This window comes from Pseudomonas sp. KH_046_2 (genome assembly GCF_057838985.1).
Map to the genome: position 1 here is coordinate 744,116 of NZ_CM174480.1, position 20,105 is coordinate 764,220.

18 protein-coding genes and 1 pseudogene are annotated in these 20,105 nt (G+C 61.8%); 7 read left to right on the top strand and 12 right to left on the bottom strand.

What is annotated here, in order from left to right; genetic code table 11:
* From AC3IX1_RS03340 to cpaB, 4 genes are all read right to left on the bottom strand, one after another.
* A complete protein-coding gene (locus AC3IX1_RS03340) occupies nt 1-885 on the bottom strand; it encodes a type II secretion system F family protein (RefSeq protein WP_489387129.1) in 885 nt (294 codons plus the stop codon).
* A gap of 9 nt (nt 886-894) precedes the next feature.
* On the bottom strand, nt 895-2,175 hold the full coding sequence (locus AC3IX1_RS03345; protein ID WP_489387130.1) for a TadA family conjugal transfer-associated ATPase: 1,281 nt from the start codon (nt 2,173-2,175) through the stop codon (nt 895-897).
* Nucleotides 2,172-3,362, bottom strand: a complete 1,191-nt coding sequence (locus AC3IX1_RS03350) for a CpaE/TadZ family protein (protein ID WP_489387131.1) — start codon at nt 3,360-3,362, stop codon at nt 2,172-2,174. Before AC3IX1_RS03350 ends, AC3IX1_RS03345 begins: the two co-directional genes overlap by 4 nt.
* A gap of 119 nt (nt 3,363-3,481) precedes the next feature.
* On the bottom strand, nt 3,482-4,426 hold the full coding sequence (gene cpaB, locus AC3IX1_RS03355; RefSeq protein ID WP_489387132.1) for a Flp pilus assembly protein CpaB: 945 nt from the start codon (nt 4,424-4,426) through the stop codon (nt 3,482-3,484).
* 323 nt (nt 4,427-4,749) lie between these two features.
* Between cpaB and AC3IX1_RS03360 the strand changes: the two genes are divergently transcribed.
* The 3 genes from AC3IX1_RS03360 to AC3IX1_RS03370 all read left to right on the top strand — a co-directional run bounded on the left by AC3IX1_RS03360 (nt 4,750) and on the right by AC3IX1_RS03370 (nt 6,942).
* Nucleotides 4,750-4,947 carry a Flp family type IVb pilin gene (locus tag AC3IX1_RS03360; RefSeq protein WP_489387133.1) on the top strand — a complete coding sequence of 66 codons (198 nt, stop codon included), beginning with the start codon at nt 4,750-4,752 and terminating at the stop codon, nt 4,945-4,947.
* Nucleotides 4,948-5,022: 75 nt separating this feature from the next.
* A complete protein-coding gene (locus tag AC3IX1_RS03365; RefSeq protein WP_489387134.1) occupies nt 5,023-5,436 on the top strand; it encodes a response regulator in 414 nt (137 codons plus the stop codon).
* Nucleotides 5,437-5,637: 201 nt separating this feature from the next.
* The gene (locus AC3IX1_RS03370) at nt 5,638-6,942 is read left to right on the top strand and encodes an IS4 family transposase (RefSeq protein WP_489385590.1); all 1,305 of its coding nucleotides are present in this window, start codon (nt 5,638-5,640) and stop codon (nt 6,940-6,942) included.
* Nucleotides 6,943-7,513: 571 nt separating this feature from the next.
* On the opposite strand, the gene AC3IX1_RS03375 is transcribed toward AC3IX1_RS03370, so the two are convergent.
* The gene (locus AC3IX1_RS03375; protein ID WP_489387135.1) at nt 7,514-8,368 is read right to left on the bottom strand and encodes a MaoC family dehydratase; all 855 of its coding nucleotides are present in this window, start codon (nt 8,366-8,368) and stop codon (nt 7,514-7,516) included.
* A gap of 2 nt (nt 8,369-8,370) precedes the next feature.
* Entirely contained in the window at nt 8,371-9,723 is a 1,353-nt protein-coding gene (locus AC3IX1_RS03380; protein ID WP_489387136.1) for a 3-oxoacyl-ACP reductase, read from the bottom strand.
* A 221-nt stretch (nt 9,724-9,944) separates the two neighbouring features.
* Between AC3IX1_RS03380 and AC3IX1_RS03385 the strand changes: the two genes are divergently transcribed.
* The gene (locus tag AC3IX1_RS03385; RefSeq protein ID WP_489387137.1) at nt 9,945-11,222 is read left to right on the top strand and encodes an acetyl-CoA C-acetyltransferase; all 1,278 of its coding nucleotides are present in this window, start codon (nt 9,945-9,947) and stop codon (nt 11,220-11,222) included.
* A 138-nt stretch (nt 11,223-11,360) separates the two neighbouring features.
* Here the strand turns inward: AC3IX1_RS03385 and AC3IX1_RS03390 are convergent, their stop codons facing one another.
* Nucleotides 11,361-12,128, bottom strand: coding sequence for a methyl-accepting chemotaxis protein (locus AC3IX1_RS03390; RefSeq protein ID WP_371319548.1), 768 nt, complete (start codon nt 12,126-12,128; stop codon nt 11,361-11,363).
* Nucleotides 12,129-12,218: 90 nt separating this feature from the next.
* Nucleotides 12,219-13,640 (bottom strand): annotated as a pseudogene (locus AC3IX1_RS03395) (cache domain-containing protein); the annotation flags it as partial.
* Nucleotides 13,641-13,752: 112 nt separating this feature from the next.
* Here AC3IX1_RS03395 and AC3IX1_RS03400 point away from each other — a divergent pair.
* Nucleotides 13,753-14,646: a PA4780 family RIO1-like protein kinase gene (locus AC3IX1_RS03400; protein WP_150727786.1), complete on the top strand. Its 894-nt coding sequence runs from the start codon at nt 13,753-13,755 to the stop codon at nt 14,644-14,646.
* Between the two features lie 140 nt (nt 14,647-14,786).
* Here the strand turns inward: AC3IX1_RS03400 and cueR are convergent, their stop codons facing one another.
* The 3 genes from cueR to AC3IX1_RS03415 all read right to left on the bottom strand — a co-directional run bounded on the left by cueR (nt 14,787) and on the right by AC3IX1_RS03415 (nt 18,073).
* On the bottom strand, nt 14,787-15,212 hold the full coding sequence (gene cueR, locus AC3IX1_RS03405; RefSeq protein ID WP_489387138.1) for a Cu(I)-responsive transcriptional regulator: 426 nt from the start codon (nt 15,210-15,212) through the stop codon (nt 14,787-14,789).
* Complete coding sequence (locus tag AC3IX1_RS03410) at nt 15,209-17,602, bottom strand: heavy metal translocating P-type ATPase (protein WP_489387139.1); 2,394 nt, start codon at nt 17,600-17,602, stop codon at nt 15,209-15,211. Before AC3IX1_RS03410 ends, cueR begins: the two co-directional genes overlap by 4 nt.
* Before the next feature lie 87 nt (nt 17,603-17,689).
* The gene (locus tag AC3IX1_RS03415; protein ID WP_489387140.1) at nt 17,690-18,073 is read right to left on the bottom strand and encodes a hypothetical protein; all 384 of its coding nucleotides are present in this window, start codon (nt 18,071-18,073) and stop codon (nt 17,690-17,692) included.
* Nucleotides 18,074-18,221: 148 nt separating this feature from the next.
* Here AC3IX1_RS03415 and AC3IX1_RS03420 point away from each other — a divergent pair, with 148 nt between their 5' ends.
* Nucleotides 18,222-18,419, top strand: coding sequence for a cation transporter (locus AC3IX1_RS03420; protein WP_046043755.1), 198 nt, complete (start codon nt 18,222-18,224; stop codon nt 18,417-18,419).
* 90 nt (nt 18,420-18,509) lie between these two features.
* Complete coding sequence (locus AC3IX1_RS03425) at nt 18,510-19,706, top strand: multidrug effflux MFS transporter (RefSeq protein ID WP_489387141.1); 1,197 nt, start codon at nt 18,510-18,512, stop codon at nt 19,704-19,706.
* A gap of 8 nt (nt 19,707-19,714) precedes the next feature.
* On the opposite strand, the gene AC3IX1_RS03430 is transcribed toward AC3IX1_RS03425, so the two are convergent.
* A complete protein-coding gene (locus AC3IX1_RS03430) occupies nt 19,715-19,888 on the bottom strand; it encodes a hypothetical protein (protein ID WP_008050343.1) in 174 nt (57 codons plus the stop codon).
* Between the last annotated feature and the right edge of the window lie 217 nt (nt 19,889-20,105).

Genomic DNA, 20,105 nt, shown 5'->3' on the forward strand with positions numbered 1-20,105 from the left:
TCATAGGCTACGCAACATGCGCCAAAGCGCCAGGCATCCGAACACCTGAAATCCGAAGGCACTCGCCAGCATCGTTTGCCCCGAGCTGTCGTGCCACATGTAAAGCAGGTAGGTCGGATTGGTGAGTAAAAAGTAGCCAGCGACCGAGACCGGCAGCAAGGCCAGGACCACAGCAGTGATACGGGTTTCGCCGGTCATGGCCTTCAGCTGGCGAGCCGCTTGCTCGCGTTCGCGGATCATCTTGATCAGGTTTTCCAGCAGCTCACTGGCATTGCCGCCGTAGCGGTGGTTGACCTTCAAGCCGAGTGCGAGCAGGCGCAGTTCGTCTTTCTCGTACAGCTCGGCGAAGTCCGAAGCGGCGTCTGCCAGGCTGACCCCCAGTAGCACATTGCGCTGAATCCGGCCCATGGCATTTTTCAGCGGGTCTTCGGCGGCATCGATGGCACCGAGCACGGCATCGGCCAGGGTCCGCCCGGACTTCAGGCTGCGCACGGCATGGTCGAGCAGCATCGGCAACTGTTCGATCATGCGACTGAGGCGACGCTGATAACGCCAGCTGATGAACAGTCGTACCGCCACCGGAGGCACCAGCAGCGCCAGCAGCGCGCCGACCCAGCCCCCCAGGGCAATTCCCGGCAGCACCCCGAGTATCCAGAACACCAGCCATTGGCCCAGGCGTTCGGTGGGGCGTCCGAGTCCGGCGCGCAGGAACGCCCGCTCAAGTCCCGCCCATGACGACTTCTGCACGACCCGCAGCGGTTGCCCCTGACTCAGGCGTCCCAGAATCCGTTCGTTGCCGGTCTGGCGCAAACCGCTATAGAGCAGGCGCAGCGCCAGACCGAGAAAGATCAGGCAAACGAGGATGAGCAGCGCCGGTTTGAGCATGCCGTGGCCTCAGTACGCCGAGGGAGACAGCGCCGAGTCCCGGCGCAATTTGTCGCCAGCCGGGTTCACGGCTTCGCGCAGGAAACCGAATCCGGTGTGGCGGTCGAAACGGAAAAGCGTGTTGGTGACATACACGTCGTCGCGCACACCGACGACTTCCACCACTTCACTGACGCAACGGCGCCCGTCGGGCATGCGCGTGAGCTGGATGACCACGTCGAGTGCCGCGCAGATCATTTGCCGCAGAGTGCGCTCGGCAATGCTGCGGCCGGTCAAGCCCACCAGGGTCTCCAGGCGCAGCAACGCATCCTGGGCGTTGTTGGCGTGTACGGTACTCATCGAACCGTCGTGGCCGGTGTTCATGGCGGTCAACACATCGACCACTTCGACTCCGCGAATTTCGCCGAGGATGATCCGGTCCGGGCGCATCCGCAGGGCGTTGCGAATCAGGTCGCTGGCTTTCACCTCGCCATGGCCTTCGGCATTCGGTGGACGGGTTTCCAGGCGCACGACGTGAGGGTGGCCCAGTTGCAGTTCGGCGACGTCTTCGATGGTGACCAGTCGTTCGTGAGGGTTGATCAACTGGCTGAGAATGTTCAGCAGCGTGGTCTTGCCGGTGCCGGTGCCGCCGCTGATCAGGATGTTGCAGCGTTTGCCCACGGCTTCCTGAATGAATTCGTAGATCGCGTGATCGATGGTTTGCATCGCCATCAGGTCGGAGCTTTTGAGCATGTCCTGGCGGAATTTTCGGATCGACAGGCACGGGCCATCGAGGGCTATCGGCGGGATGATGGCATTGACCCGGCTGCCGTCCGGCAGGCGCGCGTCGACCATAGGCGAAGATTCATCGAGACGTCGACCCAGGGGCGCGAGAATTCGTTGCATGACGCGTTCGACGTGGTGCGAATCGATAAAGCGCAAGTCACTCAGATGCAGCACGCCTTCGCGTTCGACAAATACCCGGTGCGGACCGTTGACCAGAATCTCGGTCACCGCCGTGTCGCGCAGCAGTACTTCCAACGGGCCGAAACCGGTGAGTTCGTCGACGATCTCTTCGGCCAGACGCTCCATTTCATAGCGGGAAATCGCCAGGTGCAAACGCGCGATGTACTCGGCCACCTTGTCGATCACGAACTGCGACAGCGCCTGGCGCGAACCCTCCAGCAGGTTTTTCCCCGACTCTTCGATGGCGTCGATGATGTAGCGGTGCAGCACCAGTTTCAGGCCTTCGTGGTCGGTATTGCCGACCGCGCCGCGCTGGGGTGAGCCAAAGAGTTTTTCACTGCTCATTGTGCGCCCCTCAAGCGGTTGAACCAGCCGGTCTTGGGTTTGACCAGGCCTTCGGAATGCTTGGCCAGGTGCTCACCGAGGGCGCGCAGGCTCTGGGTGAGACCCTCGCGTGGGGCCAGTTCGAACAGTGTCAGGCCCTGGTTCTTGGCGTTGAGCCGCACTTCCGGACTGTAGGCGAGGGTGGCGATGATCTCCAGGCCGAACGTCTTGCCCAGGGTGTCGGAGTCCGGTGCGACGCTGCGCAGGTAGCGGTCCACGAGCAATTTGGCGTGATCGAGCTTCATGCCTTTTTCGCGCCACAAGTTGAGCACCGTGAGGTTGCGGCGGCAGTCGAGCACATTCTGGTCGGTGTACCACAGCAGTTTGTCGCAATGGCTGACGAAGGTGCGCAGCGCTTCGCTGTCGGGTTGACCCGTGAGGTTGACCACGATGTGCTGGAAGTGCTGGCGCAGGGCACTGAGCAACATGTAAAGCTCGGCGGCGCTGGTGTGCTCCAGCGGTTCATCGCCGCTGGCGTAGGCGAGGATGCGCAACCCGGCTTCGCAACTGGTGAAGGCGCTGTCGATCAGCGTCGCGTCCAGGCGTCGCAAGTGGCGCAATGCATCGCCGAAATGAAACGAACTTTCAAGGCCCAGCAGCGCCAGGCTATCGCCCCGGGGTAATCCAAGGTCCAGCAGCAGCGTGTGCTGACCGCTTTTTTGCACCACTTGCGCCATGTGGGTGGCCAGCAATGCGCCGTCGGCGCTGCTCTGCACGCCATACAGCACAGTCAGGCGGCCCAGGTGCGTGTTCGGCGCGACCGCGGGCAAGCGTTTGCTCAGGCGCCGCACCAGCCCCGCGACTTCACTGGCGCGTGAACCATAGGCCACGAAATCCCTGGCCCCGGCACGCATCGCATTGAGTACAAGCTGGTTGTCCATGCCGTCGCCCAGCGCGACGATCGCCAGCATCGGTTTGGCTTCCAGCGCGCCTTCGATCAGCGCGCTTTGGGTGACCACGTGGTCGCGGTCCAGGCCAATGAACACCAGGCTGGCGCAGGTCACGTCCACCAATGCCAACAGTTCGTCGAGGCTGCCGCCACCGGCGCTGATCACCTGGCCCAAGGGCGCAAGGGCACCTTGCAGCCATTCCAGGTCGGTGCTGTTGCGTGTGATCGCGAGGAAGGTTTGACTCAGGTTCTGGCTCATTGCGATAACCCGCTACGTGATACCGCACTGGCTGGCAGGCCGCCGAGCAAAGCACCCCGGATCGAGCCATTGAACAACGACGTAAAACGTCTGCGCATGGAAAGGCGTCCTTGTTCGATTCAGGGGGTTTGTTGAGTGACTTCGTTGCCGCGAATGACTTCCACGCTGGTTTTGCGCGACGCGACACCAAGGCTGGGAACGGGTTTGGGTGGCGCAGTCATGGCCAGCTGGCTGAATTGCAATAACTCGCGGTTGGCATTGGTCAGGTTGGCGGCAGAGCTGCTTTCGCCGGCCCAGTAGCGCGCCAGGCGTTTTTCATCGGCGCTACGTACGGCCAGGCGCAGCACGCCGGCCTGGGTCGCGAGCATCAGGCGGCTCACCAGTTGTTCAGGAACGGCGAGCAACACGGTCCGGGCCGCGGCGCGGGATTGATCCTGTTTGAGTTTTTCCTCGGCGTTGCGCGCCGGGCCGGAAGGCTGGCCGTCGTTGGTCAACCCCAACTGCTCGCCGACCCCGAGCACCCGCAAGGCCGGCACCACGAGTTGGGCGGTTGGCTGAGGGTTGAGGGTGTCCATGCGCAGGAACAGCAGCACATCGACATAGTCGCCCGGTGTCAGTTGCCCGCCGACAATGACCACTTCATCCGTGGCGACTGCCAGGGCGCGCTCATTGGGGCGGATCATCCGCGACAGCTTGCTGCCGGCTTCGAAGCTTTCATCGTTGAGCCAGCTCCCGGCGGTGAGGGCGCGCCAAGGGGTGCGGCCAATCGCCTGGTCGAGGCTGGTCAGGCTGCCGGCGGGGACGGTGTGCAACTGTTCCAGGACGACATCGGCGGCGGTGATCGGCGTATACGACGCGACATCGTTCACCAGCACGACCACGGGATGGCGGGTCGGGTCATTTGCCGACACAGGCAGCTGTGCAATGGCGAACGGTGTGTTGATGGTGGATTGGGCAACGGCCTCGGGGGCCGGTTGACGACTCAATGTGAGTCCCCAGTAACCGGTAATGATGGCGCCGACCAGAAACAATCCGGCGAGGCCCAGAGTGACACGGCTGTTCATGAAGGCTCTCCCTTTCCTGCTGCGCAAACCCCGTCAAGTCCAACGAGACAACTTCGCAATCAGGCAGCTATGAACATGGAACTATTTCGCTATTTGACGGTAGCGCAGGTAAAGCAAAATGCCATTAGCGTGGGGGAAATATCTAAAGGAAGTGCAAGGTTGCGATAAAACGACCTGTTTTATGACGTCAACGAAACGGTTAATACTTTAGTGTTAATGCGTATTTACAGTTGTTGGGCCGGGGAATGCCGACAATGCTGGTGCTGGCACTGGGGAATCATGTTGCGTCCGTGCAACACCCGTCGTCGTCCAGGAGAAATGCCATGTCTTTTTCCAAGCTTGTCGAGAAGGTCAAATCCGGGATCGCTTTTTACAAGGACCTGGTCAGGGATACCGAGGGTGCGTCCGGTATTGAGTACGCGATCATTGCGGCCATGGTCGCGGTGGTGCTCGCGGGTTTCAGTGTAAATATCAGGGCTGCAATCACGACCACGTTCACCGCGATTCAAGCGGCGCTGTGACAAGGAAGTCGACAATTTGCTGTTGCTTCACAGGGTTTCTAACGTCAGCGCTTCGTCCATTGCAGGTGTTACCTCATGAACGCTCACGCACAGCCACGCCAACAGCTTCTTCTCGTGGATGACGAAGAGGACGCATTGCTTGAGTTGACGGAGTTGCTGGAGGGTGAGGGGTTCAATTGTTTTACGGCCACTTCGGTCAAGCTCGCGTTGCAGCATCTGACCCGGCATCCCGATATCGCTTTGGTGATCACCGATTTGCGCATGCCGGAGGAGAGCGGCATGTCGTTGATCAAGCGCTTGCGCGAACACACCTCGCGTCAGCATTTGCCGGTGATTGTGATGTCGGGGCATGCGGGCATGGATGATGTCAGTGACATGTTGCGCTTGCAGGTGCTGGATCTTTTTCGCAAGCCGATTTATCACGTGCGGTTGTTGGAGACGCTGAATAATCTGTTTCCTCAGCCGCAGGTTTATCTGGTCAAGCGTTGACTTGGCGGCCTCTGGGCCGACCATGTTGGGGTTGATCGAGTACATATCCATTTCTGCGGTAACGGCTGCTGACGGTTCCGCTCTTACAGCCAGCCCTTTCAAGGTCTTCGTTTAAACTCCCCCAAAACTCCAGTCAGGGTGACGAAAACGATGTGGGCAGAAGTTCTAGCACGGTTTGAAAAAAAGACACCGGCCAGTGTCATGACCAAGTTGATACTGGAGCAGGCTGTTCCTGCCGAATGGGTTGATCAGGTGTTCGAAGAACACCGTCAACGCCAATACCCGCGTGAGCTTTTGTTTTCGACCATCGTTGAACTGATGTCCCTTGTTTCATTGGGTTTGCGCCCTTCCTTGCATGCCGCTGCCCGCCAGATGGATGACCTACCGGTTACCTTGGCGGCGCTCTATGACAAGGTCAGTCGCACAGAGCCTGCATTGCTGCGGGCGTTGGTCACAGGGAGCGCTGAGCGCCTGACCCCGACGATAGAGGAGTTGGGTTGTCCCGCCATTTTGCCTGGCTGGCAATTGCGCATTGTCGACGGTAACCACCTGCCTTCTACCGAAAAACGCTTGGGGGCTTTGCGCCGGGAACGAGGTGCGGCCCGGCCAGGGTTTTCAGTCGTGGTCTACGACCCGGACCTGGATCAGATCGTCGACTTGCAACCTTGCGAGGATGCCTACGCGAGTGAACGCGTCAGCGTGCTGCCGTTGTTGGCCCGCGCTACTAAGGGTCAGCTGTGGATGGCCGATCGGCTGTATTGCACGCTGCCCGTCATGCAAGCCTGCGAGGAAACGCAGGCTTCGTTCATTATTCGCCAGCCAAGCAAACATCCACGGTTGATGGAGGAAGGCAGCTGGCAAGAACCTGTGGCGGTTGAATCCGGCACGGTGCGCGAGCAAATCATCGAACTCAAAGGTGGTCATCGCTGGCGCCGAGTTGAACTGACCCTGCAAACACCTACCGAATCAGGCGACTGCGTGATGTGGTTCTGGAGCAACTTGCCCGACACCATCAGCGCCGTGCAAATCGCCGATTTATATCGTCGTCGCTGGAGTATCGAAGGGATGTTCCAACGCCTGGAATCGGTGCTGGACAGTGAAATCGAAAGCCTTGGCGCTCCCCGGGCGGCCTTGCTGGGTTTTGCTTCGGCGATCTTGGCCTACAACGTCCTGGCAGTGCTCAAACGTAGCGTGGAACAGGCTCATCGCGAGACATTGCCTGAAGGTTGGGAGGCTTCGATCTTCCATCTGACCGTGCAAGTGCGTAGCGGTTACGAGGGCATGCAGATCGCGTTACCCTCAGATTACCTGCCCCTTCAAACGACCCTGGAAACGCTGGCAATGCGACTGTTGGCGCTGGCCAGGAATATCAAGCCCAAGCAAGTGGCCAAAAGCATACGCGGTCCCAAAATCGCCAAACCCAAGGAGTGGCTGGACGGCAAAGCTGCGCATGCTCATGTGTCGACCGATCGGGTGCTTAAGGCCCATAAAGGGAAAACACCTTGAAAGGGCTGGCTCTTACAGCGGGTCACTTTGGCAAACGCCCCAAAGTAACCAAAGGTCTCGCCCCTTACGTACGGCCCCTCGCTGAGGCTCGGGGTTCCTTCGCTGCGGTATTCATCCGGGGGCATTGCCCTCCGGTCGGCTTCGCTTCGACCTACATGCAATGAGTTCGACTTCGTCGAACGGCGCTGCGCGCCAGTCCCCGGATGAACACCTCCGCTCAGCCTTCCGAGGGGGCGGGTGGATCAAGATCAAAAGCTGCAGGCGAGCTAACGCTCGGCCTGATGAGTGGTGAAGAGCGTTGGTGTACGCTGCTCTGCCTTTGCTCTTCTGTGGGAGCGAGCTTGCTCGCGATGGCGGCCTTCCAGCCGACCAATTTCTTTCGAATGTACCCAGCCCAACTGTAGGAGCGAGCCTGCTCGCGATGGCGGCCTGAGATCCGACCAATTTCTTGCAAATGTACTCAGTACCTGTGGGAGCGGGCTTGCCCGCGAAGGCGGCCTACCGGCCGGCCTGATTATCTGAATGTATGCAGCCCATCAGGCAAACTCCCTCGCCACAAACATCAGCCTTGTCAGGCAACCGGCTGCCAATGCCCGACCATATGCTCCAGATCCCCGACACCCACCAGCTGAAAATCCCCGCTCGGCCCTGGCGCACTGGCCAGCAACGTCACTTCACTGGGTAACCGTACCGGTTTCTTGAACTGCACTGCGATCTCGACATTCGCCGCTGGCAGATGCCCGGCCAGCGCAGCCAGCGTGCGTGCCTTGTTCCACAGGCCATGGGCGATGGCGGTCGGGAAGCCGAAGAGTCGGGCGCTGGCCGCGCTCAGGTGAATCGGGTTGTAGTCGCCGGACACCCTGGCGTATTGCCGGCCGATGTCCGTGGGCGCTTTCCAGTGCTCGATTTCGCTCAGGGCCAGGCTCGATACCAGGCCCTCTTCAAGCGGTTCGCCCTCGAGTTTGACGCCGCGACAGAGCATCCGGCTTTGTGCTTCCCACAACGGGCCCAACTGATCGTCGAGGGTGGTCAGCAGATCGAACGTCGCGCCTTTGGCGTGGGGTTGCAGGTTCTGCACTTGCACGCTGACGCGCACCCGACTCACCCCGCCCATGGGGCGCAGTACACGAATGCGGTTGCTCAGGTGAATCAGACCCAGCAGCGGGAACGGGAAGTCCCTGGCTGTGAGCAATTGCATCTGCAAGGCAAACCCGAGGATGTGCGGGTAGGTCGGCGGTAGCAGGCCGTTGTCGGTGAAACCACAGACCTTGCGATAAGCCGCCAGGCGCTTGGGATCGACTTCGATCCAGCACCGCAAACCCGAGTCTGGCAGGCGGCTGCCAGTGATTTTTCGCCGTGTCGCCGCTCGTGCGTACAACCCCGTCAGGCCGGGTTCGCGGTTGAGTGTGTGCCAGTCGGTGATCATCCTTAAGCCCCCAGAGCGCTTTGCCCGCATACGCGCAATGCTTGCCCGGTGAACGCGCCGGTGCCCGGTTGCGCGAGCCAGGCTACGGCTTCGGCGACGTCCTGCGGCAGGCCGCCCTGGCCGAGAGAGCTCATGCGGCGTCCGGCTTCGCGAAGGCCGAAGGGAATGTGCGCGGTCATCTGCGTTTCGATGAAACCCGGCGCCACGGCGTTGATGCTGATGCCGCGCTCTTGGAGCAGCGGCGCCCAGGCTTGCGCCAGGCCAATGAGCCCGGCCTTGCTCGCCGCGTAATTGGTTTGCCCGCGATTGCCGGCGATGCCGCTGATGGATGCCAGCAGGATCACCCGGCCGTTGTCGTGCAGGGTGCCGCTGTCGAGCAGGGCTTTGGTCAGCACTTGCGGCGCATTGAGGTTGACCGCCAGCACCGCGTCCCAGAATTCCGGGGTCATGTTGGCCAGGGTTTTATCCCGGGTGATGCCGGCGTTGTGCACCACGATGTCGAGGCCGTCGGGCAGCTGTTCGACCAACTGCGCGGCGGCGTCTTCGGCGCAGATGTCGAGGGTGATGCTGCGCCCGCCGAGGCGCGCGGCGAGGGCTTCGAGATCGGTTTTGGCCGGTGGCACGTCGAGCAGGGTGACGTCGGCACCATCGCGGGCCAGGGTTTCGGCGATGGCGGCACCAATGCCCCGCGCAGCGCCGGTGACCAGTGCCTTGCGCCCGGCGAGCGGGCGTGTCCAGTCGGTGACTGGCGTCGCGCACGGATTCAAGCGAATGACCTGCCCGGACACGAAGGCGCTTTTCGGTGAGAGGAAAAACCGCAGCGGGCCTTCCAGTTGCGCCTCGGCACCTTCGCCGACGTAGATCAATTGCAGGGTGCCACCGCTGCGCAACTCCTTGGCCAGGGATCGGCTGAAACCTTCCAGGGCACGCTGGGCACTGGCGGCCAACGGATCAGACAGGGTTTGCGGGTCGCGCCCGAGAATCACCAGATGCGCACAGTGTTCGAGGTTCTTCATCAGTGGCTGGAAAAACTCGCGCAGTTGCTTGAGCTGATCGGTGTGCAGCAGGTCACTGGCGTCGAACACCACGGCCTTGAGTTTCGGTCCGTGGCCGGGAATCCAGGCCGTGGCCATCGACGGCTCGGTGCCGTAGCTGTAGATCGCGTCGGTCAGGCGGTTGGCGAAGGCGCTGACGTGTTCGGCCAACGGCCCGCCGCCGATCAGCAGAGCGCCTTCCACAGGTCGCAACCGACCCGCTTGCCAGCGCTCAAGCCTGGTCGGCGCCGGCAACCCCAGGGCGCCCACCAGACGGTGGCCGATGGACGAATTGGCGAAGTCGATATAGCGGTCAGACATGGAACGCGCTCCGAAAGCTGGGGATCAAAGTGTGGACCACGAATGGCGATCAGTCGTTCGATCCACGAGATAAGGCCTACGCTTGGTTACAGTGTAGGAGCGAGCCTGCTCGCGATGGCGATAAGTCAGTCGACATCAATGTAGCTGACAGGCCGCCATCGCGAGCAGGCTCGCTCCCACAGGAAGCACTGTCCAGACCAGATATTTCACAGGAGCTTTTCATGACCCCACTGCGCCGCGTCGCGATCATCGGCGGTAACCGGATTCCCTTCGCCCGCTCCAACGGCCCCTACGCCACGGCCAGTAACCAGGTGATGCTCACCGCCGCCCTCGAAGGCCTGATCGAACGTTACAACCTGCACGGCCAGCGTATCGGCGAAGTGGTCGCCGGGGCGGTGCTCAAGTTGTCGCGGGACATGAACCTCACGCGTGAGTGCGTACTGGGTTCGCGTCTGTCGCCCGCCACCCCGGCCTATGACATCCAGCAGGCATGCGGCACCGGGCTGGAAGCGGCGTTGCTGGTGGCGAACAAGATTGCCCTGGGCCAGGTCGACTGCGGCATTGCCGGGGGCGTGGACACCACCTCGGATGCGCCGATCAGCGTCAGCGAGGGCCTGCGCAAAATCCTCCTGCAAGCCAACCGCGCGAAAACCACCGGCGACAAACTGAAGACCTTCCTGCAGTTGCGCCCCAAACATCTGATCCCTGAATTCCCGCGCAACGGCGAGCCGCGCACCGGGTTGTCCATGGGCCAGCACTGCGAGCTGATGGCCCAGACCTGGAGCATCCCGCGCGAAGCACAGGATCAACTGGCGCTCGAGAGCCATCAGAAGCTGGCCGCGTCCTACGTCGAAGGCTGGCACAACGACCTGATGACTCCGTTCCTGGGTCTGACCCGCGACAACAACCTGCGCCCGGATTCGACGCTGGAAAAGCTCGCCGCGCTCAAGCCGGCCTATGAGAAAAGCGCCAAGGGCACCCTGACCGCCGGCAACTCCACACCTCTGACGGATGGCGCGTCACTGGTGTTGCTGGGCAGTGAAGAATGGGCCAAGGCCCGTGGCTTACCGATTCTTGCCTACTGGCGTGACGGCGAGGCGGCGGCGGTGGATTTCGTCAACGGCGCGGAAGGTTTGTTGATGGCGCCGGTCTACGCCGTACCACGGTTGCTGGCGCGCAATGGCCTGACCTTGCAGGACTTCGACTACTACGAAATCCACGAAGCCTTCGCCGCGCAAGTGCTGTGCACCTTGAAGGCCTGGGAAGATCCCGAGTACTGCAAAACCCGTCTCGGACTCGATGCGCCGCTGGGCTCGATCGACCGCAGCAAGCTCAACGTCAAGGGCAGTTCACTGGCGGCGGGGCATCCGTTTGCCGCCACGGGCGGGCGCATCGTCGCCAACCTGGCGAAGTTGCTGTATGCGGCGGGCAAGGGGCGGGGGCTGATATCGATCTGCGCGGCGGGCGGGCAGGGCGTGACCGCCATCCTTGAACGCTGAACACAAAAACTGTGGGAGCGGCGGTGCGGCGATCCGACTTGCTCGCGAAGAGGCCATCAGCTTCAACATCAATGTTGACTGCCATACCGCTTTCGCGAGCAAGCCCGCTCCCACAGGGATTGGTGGTGTGTCGGCTGATCAGGTACGGAACCTGCGCACCAACCCGTCCAGCTCATTCGACAACCCGGCCAGGCTCTGGGAATCCAGGCGCGCCGAGTTGGCCAGTTCCGCCACCAACTGCGCATCGCCATGGATCTGGCTGATGTGCCGGTTGATGTCCTCGGCCACTTGATGCTGTTGTTCCGCCGCCGTGGCGATCTGGGTGTTCATGTCGCGGATTACGTCCACCGACTCGCGGATCTGCCCGAAGCTGTTGCGCGCCTCGCCGATGCGCGTCACCGATTGCTGAGACACTTCCAGGCTGGCGTGCATCTGTTGGGTGACCTGGCTGGTGCGTTTGGCCAGGTTGCCCAGCAGTCCGTCGATTTCCGCCGTGGAGTCGGCCGTGCGCTTGGCCAGGGCCCGCACTTCGTCAGCTACCACGGCAAAGCCGCGTCCCTGTTCACCGGCACGGGCCGCTTCGATCGCGGCGTTCAGCGCCAGCAGGTTGGTCTGTTCAGCGATCGAGCGGATGGTCCCCAGGATCGACTGAATGTCGTTGCTGTCGCGTTCGAGCTGTTGCATCGACTGGGCCGACTGCTCGATTTCCTGGCTCAGGCGATCCACGCTGTTCACCGCCGCATCGATCTGTTGCTGACCTTCGCGCGCCTGGCGCTGGCCACTGTCGGCAGACTCCGCGGCCTGGCTGCAAGAGCGCGCGACTTCGTTGGCGGTGGCGACCATTTCGTGGAACGCCGTAGAGACCATGTCCACCGCCTCACGCTGGCGTCCGGCGGCTTCGGCCATGTCGCTGGAGACCTGGGTCGAACTCTTGGACGTGGCGAGGATCTTGCCCGCTGCGCCGCCGATGTTCTGGATCAGGTTGCGAATCGCAGTCAGGAACTGATTGAACCAGTTGGCCAGTTGCGCGGTTTCATCGTTGCCACGGATTTGCAGGTTCTGGGTCAGGTCGCCTTCGCCCTGGGCGATGCCTTCCAGGCCGCTGGCCACGCTGCGGATCGGGCGCACGATGAGGCTGGCAAAACTGGCGCCGACGACGGCGAAGATGACAGCCAGGACGGCGGCGATGATGGCGATCAACCAGGTCAACTGGGTCGCTGAGCTCATCACGTCGTCCTGTTTGATCAGGCCGATGAAGGTCCAGCCCAGTTGCTCCGACGGCCAGACATTGGCCATGTAGTGCTCGCCATTCAGCTCCACTTCCACCAGGCCTTTGCCGGCCTTGGCCAGTTGCGCGTAGCCGTCGCCAAGGCTGTTCAGCGGTTTGAAGTTGTGTTCCGGTTGTTTCGGATCCACCAGGACCATGCCGGTGTTTTCCAGCAGCATCAGGTAGCCGGTTTCACCGAGCTTGATCTGCTTGACGATCTCGGTGAGCTGCTTGAGCGTCACGTCGATGCTGACCACGCCGCCGTTGCTGCCCAGCTTGTTGTCGATGGTGCGCACGGTGCTGACGTAGGTCGCGTCGTCCTGGGCCCAGTAATAGGCCTCGGTGCGAAACGGTTTGCCCGGTTTGGCCTGGGCTGCCTTGTACCAGGGGCGCTGGCGAGGGTCGTAGTTATTCAGCTTCGGATCATCCGGCCACGACACGTAGCCGCCCGCCGCCGTGCCGAGGATGGCATAGGCGTAGGCCGGGTGGCTGTTGCCCAGGTCCTGGAGCAGGGTGAAGACTTTTTTGTCTGCCTCGCCCTGGGGGACGCTCTCTGCGTTGGCGGCCATGTAAGTCTTGAGGCTGTCGTCGGAGTTTCGGATCAGCGGTTGCCTGGCCAGGTAATCGACGTTCTGGCTGATGCCGTCAAAGAACAACTGCATGGCGTTGCTGACCTGACGAATCTCGCGGGCACTGCCGTCGACGAATTCGTCCCTGGCATCACTGCGCAGGTTCAGCACAACGAGGGTGGCGACCAGCACCACGGGCAGACAGGCGATGATTGCAAACGCCCAGGTCAACTTCTGTTTGATGTTCATCCGCGCTCCAGATTTTCTTGTAGGCCCACGCAGTGCCGATGACTCGCGGTTTATTGGCAGCCGTAATCGTTCTTGGTCAACCCGGGTCCTTGAGTGCGGCAACGCTTTTGTTGTGGCAGCGAATGTCGGACAAATCACTTTGTCACTAAGGACTTCGGCTGTTGTTGGAGGAAATTGAGGCCCGCTGGGAAAAATCCTACGGAAGGTATGAAGTGTGGTGTCAGCTTCTGTCGCAATTGCCCTCAATGCCCCTGCACAACAAGTGACGCAGGCTCGGCTATCATCTGGAACGACCATGGCGGTCGTCGGTTTTACCTGATGAAATCGGTACATTGTGTGCTTCTGCAATGTTCATAAGTCGGCAACCCCTCCCCCCCGTGAGTGGATTGCCGTATAACGAATGACTTTCGCGTGTTTGGTAATAAAGGACCCACAATAAAAGCTGATGAAGACTCCAAAACGCATTGAACCCCTGATCGAGGACGGTCTGGTCGACGAGGTGCTGCGCCCACTCATGAGTGGTAAAGAAGCAGCTGTTTATGTGGTGCGCTGCGGCAACGAGTTGCGTTGCGCGAAGGTCTACAAGGAGGCGAATAAACGCAGTTTCCGTCAGGCGGCCGAGTATCAGGAAGGCCGCAAGGTACGCAACAGCCGTCAGGCCCGTGCGATGGCCAAGGGCTCCAAGTTTGGCCGCAAGGAAACCGAGGACGCCTGGCAGAACGCCGAAGTGGCGGCGCTGTTCCGTTTGGCCAATGCCGGTGTGCGGGTGCCCAAGCCGTTCGACTTCCTCGAAGGCGTGCTGCTCATGGAGCTGGTGGCCGACGAGTACGGTGATGCCGCGCCGCGCCTGAACGATGTGGTGCTGGAGCCGGACCAGGCCCGGGAGTATCACGCGTATCTGATTTCCCAGATCGTGTTGATGCTGTGTACCGGTTTGGTGCACGGCGACTTGTCTGAGTTCAACGTGCTGCTGACGCCAACCGGCCCGGTGATCATCGACCTGCCGCAGGCAGTGGACGCAGCGGGCAACAACCATGCGTTCAGCATGCTGGAGCGTGACGTGGGCAACATGGCGTCCTACTTCGGGCGGTTTGCACCGGAGCTGAAGAAGACCAAGTACGCCAAGGAAATGTGGGCCTTGTACGAGGCCGGCACCTTGCACCCGGCCAGTGTCCTGACCGGCGAGTTCGCTGACACGGAAGAACTGGCCGACGTGGGCGGAATCATGCGCGAAATCGAGGCCGCGCGCCTGGATGAAGAGCGCAAGCAGGCCGTACGCGCGGCGGACGATGCGCCGCCGGGCAAGACCGAAGAACCGCCTCCGCCCTGGATGCAGTGATCGGATAAAGAAAAACCCGGCTTCGGCCGGGTTTTTTGTGCGCAATACAAATCCCTTGTAGGAGTGAGCCTGCTCGCGATAGCGTCGGCACTTTCAACATTGATGTGTCAGGCAGATTGCTATCGCGAGCAGGCTCACTCCTACAGGGAGTTGCGGTGGTTGGTAGGGGTGGCACAACACCCCGACTCAAGATTCTTGAGAATCGGGCAATCCGGCCGATGATCGCCCTGACAGTGCTCAACCAGGTCCTGCAAGGTGTCGCGCAACTGACCCAACTCGCGGATCTTCTGGTTCAACTCATCGATGTGCTGGCGGGCCAACGCCTTCACATCGGCGCTGGCGCGCTGGCGGTCTTGCCAGAGGGTCAGCAACTTGCCGACTTCTTCCAGAGAAAACCCCAGGTCCCGCGAGCGCTTGATGAACGCCAGCGTGTGCAGGTCGTCATCGCCGTATACCCGGTAGCCGCTGTCGGTGCGATGGGCCGCCTTGAGCAGGCCGATGGATTCGTAATAACGGATCATCTTTGCGCTCAGGCCACTGTGGCGGGCCGCTTGGCCGATGTTCATCGGTTGTCCTCCAGGTCCTTGGGTTTCCAGGTTTTCAACAGTAGCGCATTGCTCACCACGCTGACGCTCGACAATGCCATCGCCGCACCGGCCAGCACTGGATTGAGGAAGCCAAGCGCCGCCAGCGGAATGCCGATCAGGTTATAGACGAAGGCCCAGAACAGGTTCTGGCGAATCTTGGCGTAGGTCTTGCGGCTGATCTCCAATGCGGCCGGCACCAGTCGCGGATCGCCGCGCATCAGGGTGATGCCGGCCGCGTGCATGGCGACGTCGGTGCCGCCGCCCATGGCGATGCCGATGTCGGCGGCAGCCAGTGCCGGGGCGTCGTTGATACCGTCGCCGACCATCGCCACCACCCCGGTTTGTTTCAGTGCGGCGACTGTGGCGGCTTTGTCCGCCGGCAGCACTTCGGCATGCACATCGTGGATGCCCAGGGCCTCGGCCACCACCTTGGCGCTGCCGCGATTGTCGCCGGTCAGCAGGTGGCTGCTGATGTTTCGTGCGCTCAGTTGTTGCACCGCTTGCAGTGCGCCGGGCTTGAGGGTGTCACCGAAGGCGAACAGGCCCAGCACCTGTGGTTCGGGGGATTGTTCGATCAGCCAGGACAAGGTCCGGCCTTCTTTTTCCCACGCGATTGCCGAGTCGGCCAACGGCCCGGCATTCAAACCGCTGTCCTCCAGCAGACGCCGATTGCCCAGCGCCAGGCGACGGCCTTCGAGGTTGCCGGCGATGCCGCGGCCGGTCAGGGACTGGCTGTCGCTGACGTCGGCCACCTCCAATCCACGCTCGGCACAGGCATCCAGAACAGCCTTGGCCAGCGGGTGCTCGCTGCCGCGCTGCAGGGCGCCGGCCAATTGCAGCAGGCTCGCCTCATCACCGTCGATGGCACTCAGATGGGCAATGCGCGGGGCGCCGGAGGTCAGGGTGCCGGTCTTGTCGAACACCACCGCGCTGACTTCATGGGCACGCTCCAGTGCTTCGGCGTCCTTGATCAGAATCCCGTAGCGCGCCGCCACGCCGGTGCCGGCCATGATCGCCGTCGGCGTGGCCAGGCCCAGGGCGCACGGGCAGGCGATCACCAGCACCGCTACGGCGTTGATCAGCGCTGTTTCCATCGGTGCGCCGTACAGCCACCAGCCGATCAGGGTGGCCAGGGCAATCAGCAGCACGGCGGGGACGAACACCTGGCTGACTTTATCCACCAGTTTCTGGATCGGCGCTTTTGCGGCCTGGGCGTCTTCCACCAGACGGATGATCCGCGCCAGTACGGTTTCCGCACCGAGGGCTTGGGTACGCACCAACAACCGGCCTTCACCGTTGATCGCGCCGCCGGTGACCTTGTCGCCGGGCTGCTTGGGCACCGGCAGGCTCTCGCCGCTGATCAGGGCCTCGTCGGCGTGGCTCTGGCCTTCAACCACTTCGCCGTCCACCGGAAAGCGTTCACCGGGTTTGACCATCACCAGATCATTGAGGCACAGGGCGCTGATGGCGACGTCTTGCTCGTTGCCATCGGTCACCCGAATCGCCCGTTCCGGGCGCAAGGCTTCGAGGGCACGGATGGCGCTGGCGGTCTGGCGCTTGGCACGGCTTTCCAGGTATTTGCCCAACAGCACCAGGGCGATCACCACCGCCGAGGCTTCGAAATACAGATGCGGCATGCGCCCGGCGGCGGTGGCCCATTCGTACAGGCTCAAGCCATACCCGGCGCTGGTGCCCAGGGCGACCAGCAGGTCCATGTTGCCGGCTCCGGCGCGCACGGCTTTCCAGGCGGCGACGTAAAACCGTGCGCCGAAGATGAATTGCACCGGCGTGGCCAAGGCGAATTGCACCCAGGCCGGGAGCATCCAGTGCACGCCGAATGGCTGCAGCAGCATCGGCAATACCAGCGGCAAGGCGAGGGCAATGGCGATGATCAAGGCCAGGCGTTCGCGGTGCAGACGCTGTTTCTGATTGTCGGTTGGCGGGTGTTCGGCTTCCCAGATGCTGGCGCTGTAGCCAGCCTTGGTCACCGCGGCGATCAAGGTCTGCGGATCGATCTGGCCGAGCAGTTCAAGGTGGGCGCGTTCGTTGGCCAGGTTGACGCTGACGCTTTTCACTCCAGCAACCTTGCCCAGCGCACGCTCGACGCGACCGACACAGGATGCGCAGGTCATGCCGTCGATGCTCAGCTCCAGGCTCTGTTGCGGCACGCTGTAGCCGGCCTTGGCTACGGCATCCATCAAGGCCGGCAGGCTATCGCTGGGTGCCAGGACCCGCGCCTGTTCAGTGGCGAGGTTGACGCTGACGGCACTGGCGCCCATGACTTTGCTCAAGGCGCGCTCGACCCGCCCGGCGCAACTGGCGCAGGTCATGCCAGCAATCGGCAGGTCGAACGTGGTGGATTCGGACATCGGTCGCACTCCCTGTAGTAGATGACCACAGGATCAACCTTGCCATGCTGGCAAGGTCAAGTGCCATGTTTCAGATCAAATAGCCGATCAGTAACCGAGACCGGCGCGCTTGAGGTACATCCCTTCCTGGGACATCGCAATCCGGTACTTGAGCACATCCCCAGCCTTGAGCTGGATATCCTGCGAGCCAGGCGCGAGCATGCCCGGATTGCAACCCGGCATCTGGCCCGGCAGCAGCTTGAGACGCAGCGAGACGATGCCGGGCGGCAGGTTGAACGAGGTGCTCTGTTCCTGAAACAGCCGTGCCGCCAGTTGATCCTGGATGTACACACCGATTTCGCAGCTGGTCGCGACTTCCAGGCGCTCGCGGGAAATGATCAGCACGCCATAATCCTGACCGGCAGCATTGACCGAAGGCACGGCGGCGAAAAGGCTGAGAAAACCAAACAGGCTGAAAACTGACCAGCGCATGGCTGAATCTCCTGAGTTCGAGTCATTGATGGACGCAGCTTGGCCGAGCGTCGCGCCGATTGCCAGCCCGGCAGCTAACGTCAGAACTTGACCTTGCCATGGTGGCAAGCTCGAAACTGGGTTCAACCCTCGGAAAAGGAGTCATCCCATGCAAGTGTTCAACGTTGAAGGCATGTCTTGTGGTCACTGCGTCAAGGCCATCACCCAGGCGGTCCAGGCCAAAGACCCGGCGGCCAGTGTGCGGGTCGATCTGGCGGCCAGGGAGGTCGGTGTCGAAAGTGCGCTGACCGCCGAGCAGGTGATCGAGGCGATCAGCGAAGAGGGTTACGGCGTCAAACTGGCCTGAATTTGATAGTTAGCGAGCTACCTGAATGTTCAAGGCGTCCATGCGCGGCTAGACTGTCGGGCTGCCGACTTCTGCCCGACTGGATGCCTGATGAACTTCCGTACCATTCTGATTCTCGGCGCCTTGAGCGCTTTCGGTCCGCTGGCGATCGATTTCTACCTGCCGGCCTTCCCGGCCATGGCCCAGGCTTTCGGGACGGACGAAAATCACGTCCAGATGACGTTGGCGGTGTACTTCCTCGGTTTGTCCATCGGTCAGTTGGCCTATGGCCCGGTGGCGGATCGTTTCGGGCGACGCATTCCGTTGCTTATCGGTGTCGGTTTGTTCACCGCCGCTTCTGTGGCGTGCGCCTATGCGCCGAACCTGGAATGGCTGATCGGCGCACGTTTCATCCAGGCGTTGGGCGGCTGCGCGGGGATGGTGATTTCCCGGGCGGTGGTCAGTGACAAGTGTGATGCGGTGGGCTCGGCAAAAGTCTTTTCGCAGCTGATGCTGGTGATGGGGCTTGCCCCCATCCTCGCGCCATTGCTGGGTGGGTTGTTGGTCAACACCGCAGGCTGGCAGTCGATTTTCCTGGCCTTGACCGGTTTCAGTGCGCTGGCGGGGCTGGCGGTGGCGACGGGCTTGCCGGAAAGCATGCCGGCCGACATGCCGCGTCAACCGTTGTCGGGTGCGCTGCGTCAGTACGGCCGGTTGCTGGCCGACCCCATATTTCTTGGCCATGCCTTGACCGGGGGCATCGCCATCGCCGGGATGTTTGCCTACATCGCCGGTTCACCCTTCATCATCATCAAGCTCTACGGTGTTGCGGCCGAGCATTTCGGCTGGCTGTTCGGCATCAATGCGGCGGGCTTCATTCTGGTGGCGCAGGTCAACGCGCGGTTGCTGGCCAAGCGTGGCCCGACGTTCTTGCTGGCGCGTGCAGTGTGGGTTTATCTGGCGGCCGGCTTGGCCCTGCTGGCTGTCAGCTCCCTGCACCCGGCACAACTGTGGCCGCTGCTGATTCCATTGTTCATCTGTATCGCCAGCCTCGGTTGCATCAGCCCCAACGCCGCGGCTTGTGCGATGAACGGGCAGGGCGCACGGGCCGGCAGCGCGTCGGCGCTGCTCGGTTGCCTGCAATTCAGCGTGGCTGCCGGCGCCTCCGCACTGGTGGGCGTGCTGCACGACGGCAGCGCCGTGCCGATGGCCATGGTCATCAGCCTGTGTGGAGTTCTGGTGGTGAGCGCAGCGGTGCTCACCCGGCGTTTGCAAAATGCCCGGGCGCTGGCGCAAGCCCAGGTTTGAGGCCGGAGTCAGCCGGCTGCACGCTGCGCAAGGAGGACGGGAATCTGGTGAGGGGCCTGGATGCGGGCTTCAAGGGTACGCGTGAAAGCGCGAGCTTCTGCTTCGCTGCGGAACGTCACAGCATGTTGGTCTAGACGGACTTGCCACTGGGATTTTGCCAGTTCTTTGATCAGGATCTTCATTGCCGATCACCTCTCGTAAAAGACGTTTCGCAAAAGAATGCCTCGCAGGAGATTCGATTGTAGTCCCGTATACGGTCACCATTGTGACAAGGATCAACTGTCGGACTGACGGTTTGTAACTAAAAAAAAACACGGCTTTACGATGGAGTTTACGGGGCTGTCTGCGACCGGGACATCCCGGTCGCAGAGGAAAAAAACGCAGAGTGCGATGAAATCC

Bases quoted from the DNA above. Each gene is read 5' to 3' on its own strand.
- AC3IX1_RS03340 (WP_489387129.1), bottom strand. From the start codon at position 885: ATGCTCAAACCGGCGCTGCTCATCCTCGTTTGCCTGATCTTTCTCGGT.
- AC3IX1_RS03345 (WP_489387130.1), bottom strand. From the start codon at position 2,175: ATGAGCAGTGAAAAACTCTTTGGCTCACCCCAGCGCGGCGCGGTCGGC.
- AC3IX1_RS03350 (WP_489387131.1), bottom strand. From the start codon at position 3,362: ATGAGCCAGAACCTGAGTCAAACCTTCCTCGCGATCACACGCAACAGC.
- cpaB (WP_489387132.1), bottom strand. From the start codon at position 4,426: ATGAACAGCCGTGTCACTCTGGGCCTCGCCGGATTGTTTCTGGTCGGC.
- AC3IX1_RS03360 (WP_489387133.1), top strand. From the start codon at position 4,750: ATGTCTTTTTCCAAGCTTGTCGAGAAGGTCAAATCCGGGATCGCTTTT.
- AC3IX1_RS03365 (WP_489387134.1), top strand. From the start codon at position 5,023: ATGAACGCTCACGCACAGCCACGCCAACAGCTTCTTCTCGTGGATGAC.
- AC3IX1_RS03370 (WP_489385590.1), top strand. From the start codon at position 5,638: ATGACCAAGTTGATACTGGAGCAGGCTGTTCCTGCCGAATGGGTTGAT.
- AC3IX1_RS03375 (WP_489387135.1), bottom strand. From the start codon at position 8,368: ATGATCACCGACTGGCACACACTCAACCGCGAACCCGGCCTGACGGGG.
- AC3IX1_RS03380 (WP_489387136.1), bottom strand. From the start codon at position 9,723: ATGTCTGACCGCTATATCGACTTCGCCAATTCGTCCATCGGCCACCGT.
- AC3IX1_RS03385 (WP_489387137.1), top strand. From the start codon at position 9,945: ATGACCCCACTGCGCCGCGTCGCGATCATCGGCGGTAACCGGATTCCC.
- AC3IX1_RS03390 (WP_371319548.1), bottom strand. From the start codon at position 12,128: ATGGCCGAAGCCGCCGGACGCCAGCGTGAGGCGGTGGACATGGTCTCT.
- AC3IX1_RS03400 (WP_150727786.1), top strand. From the start codon at position 13,753: ATGAAGACTCCAAAACGCATTGAACCCCTGATCGAGGACGGTCTGGTC.
- cueR (WP_489387138.1), bottom strand. From the start codon at position 15,212: ATGAACATCGGCCAAGCGGCCCGCCACAGTGGCCTGAGCGCAAAGATG.
- AC3IX1_RS03410 (WP_489387139.1), bottom strand. From the start codon at position 17,602: ATGTCCGAATCCACCACGTTCGACCTGCCGATTGCTGGCATGACCTGC.
- AC3IX1_RS03415 (WP_489387140.1), bottom strand. From the start codon at position 18,073: ATGCGCTGGTCAGTTTTCAGCCTGTTTGGTTTTCTCAGCCTTTTCGCC.
- AC3IX1_RS03420 (WP_046043755.1), top strand. From the start codon at position 18,222: ATGCAAGTGTTCAACGTTGAAGGCATGTCTTGTGGTCACTGCGTCAAG.
- AC3IX1_RS03425 (WP_489387141.1), top strand. From the start codon at position 18,510: ATGAACTTCCGTACCATTCTGATTCTCGGCGCCTTGAGCGCTTTCGGT.
- AC3IX1_RS03430 (WP_008050343.1), bottom strand. From the start codon at position 19,888: ATGAAGATCCTGATCAAAGAACTGGCAAAATCCCAGTGGCAAGTCCGT.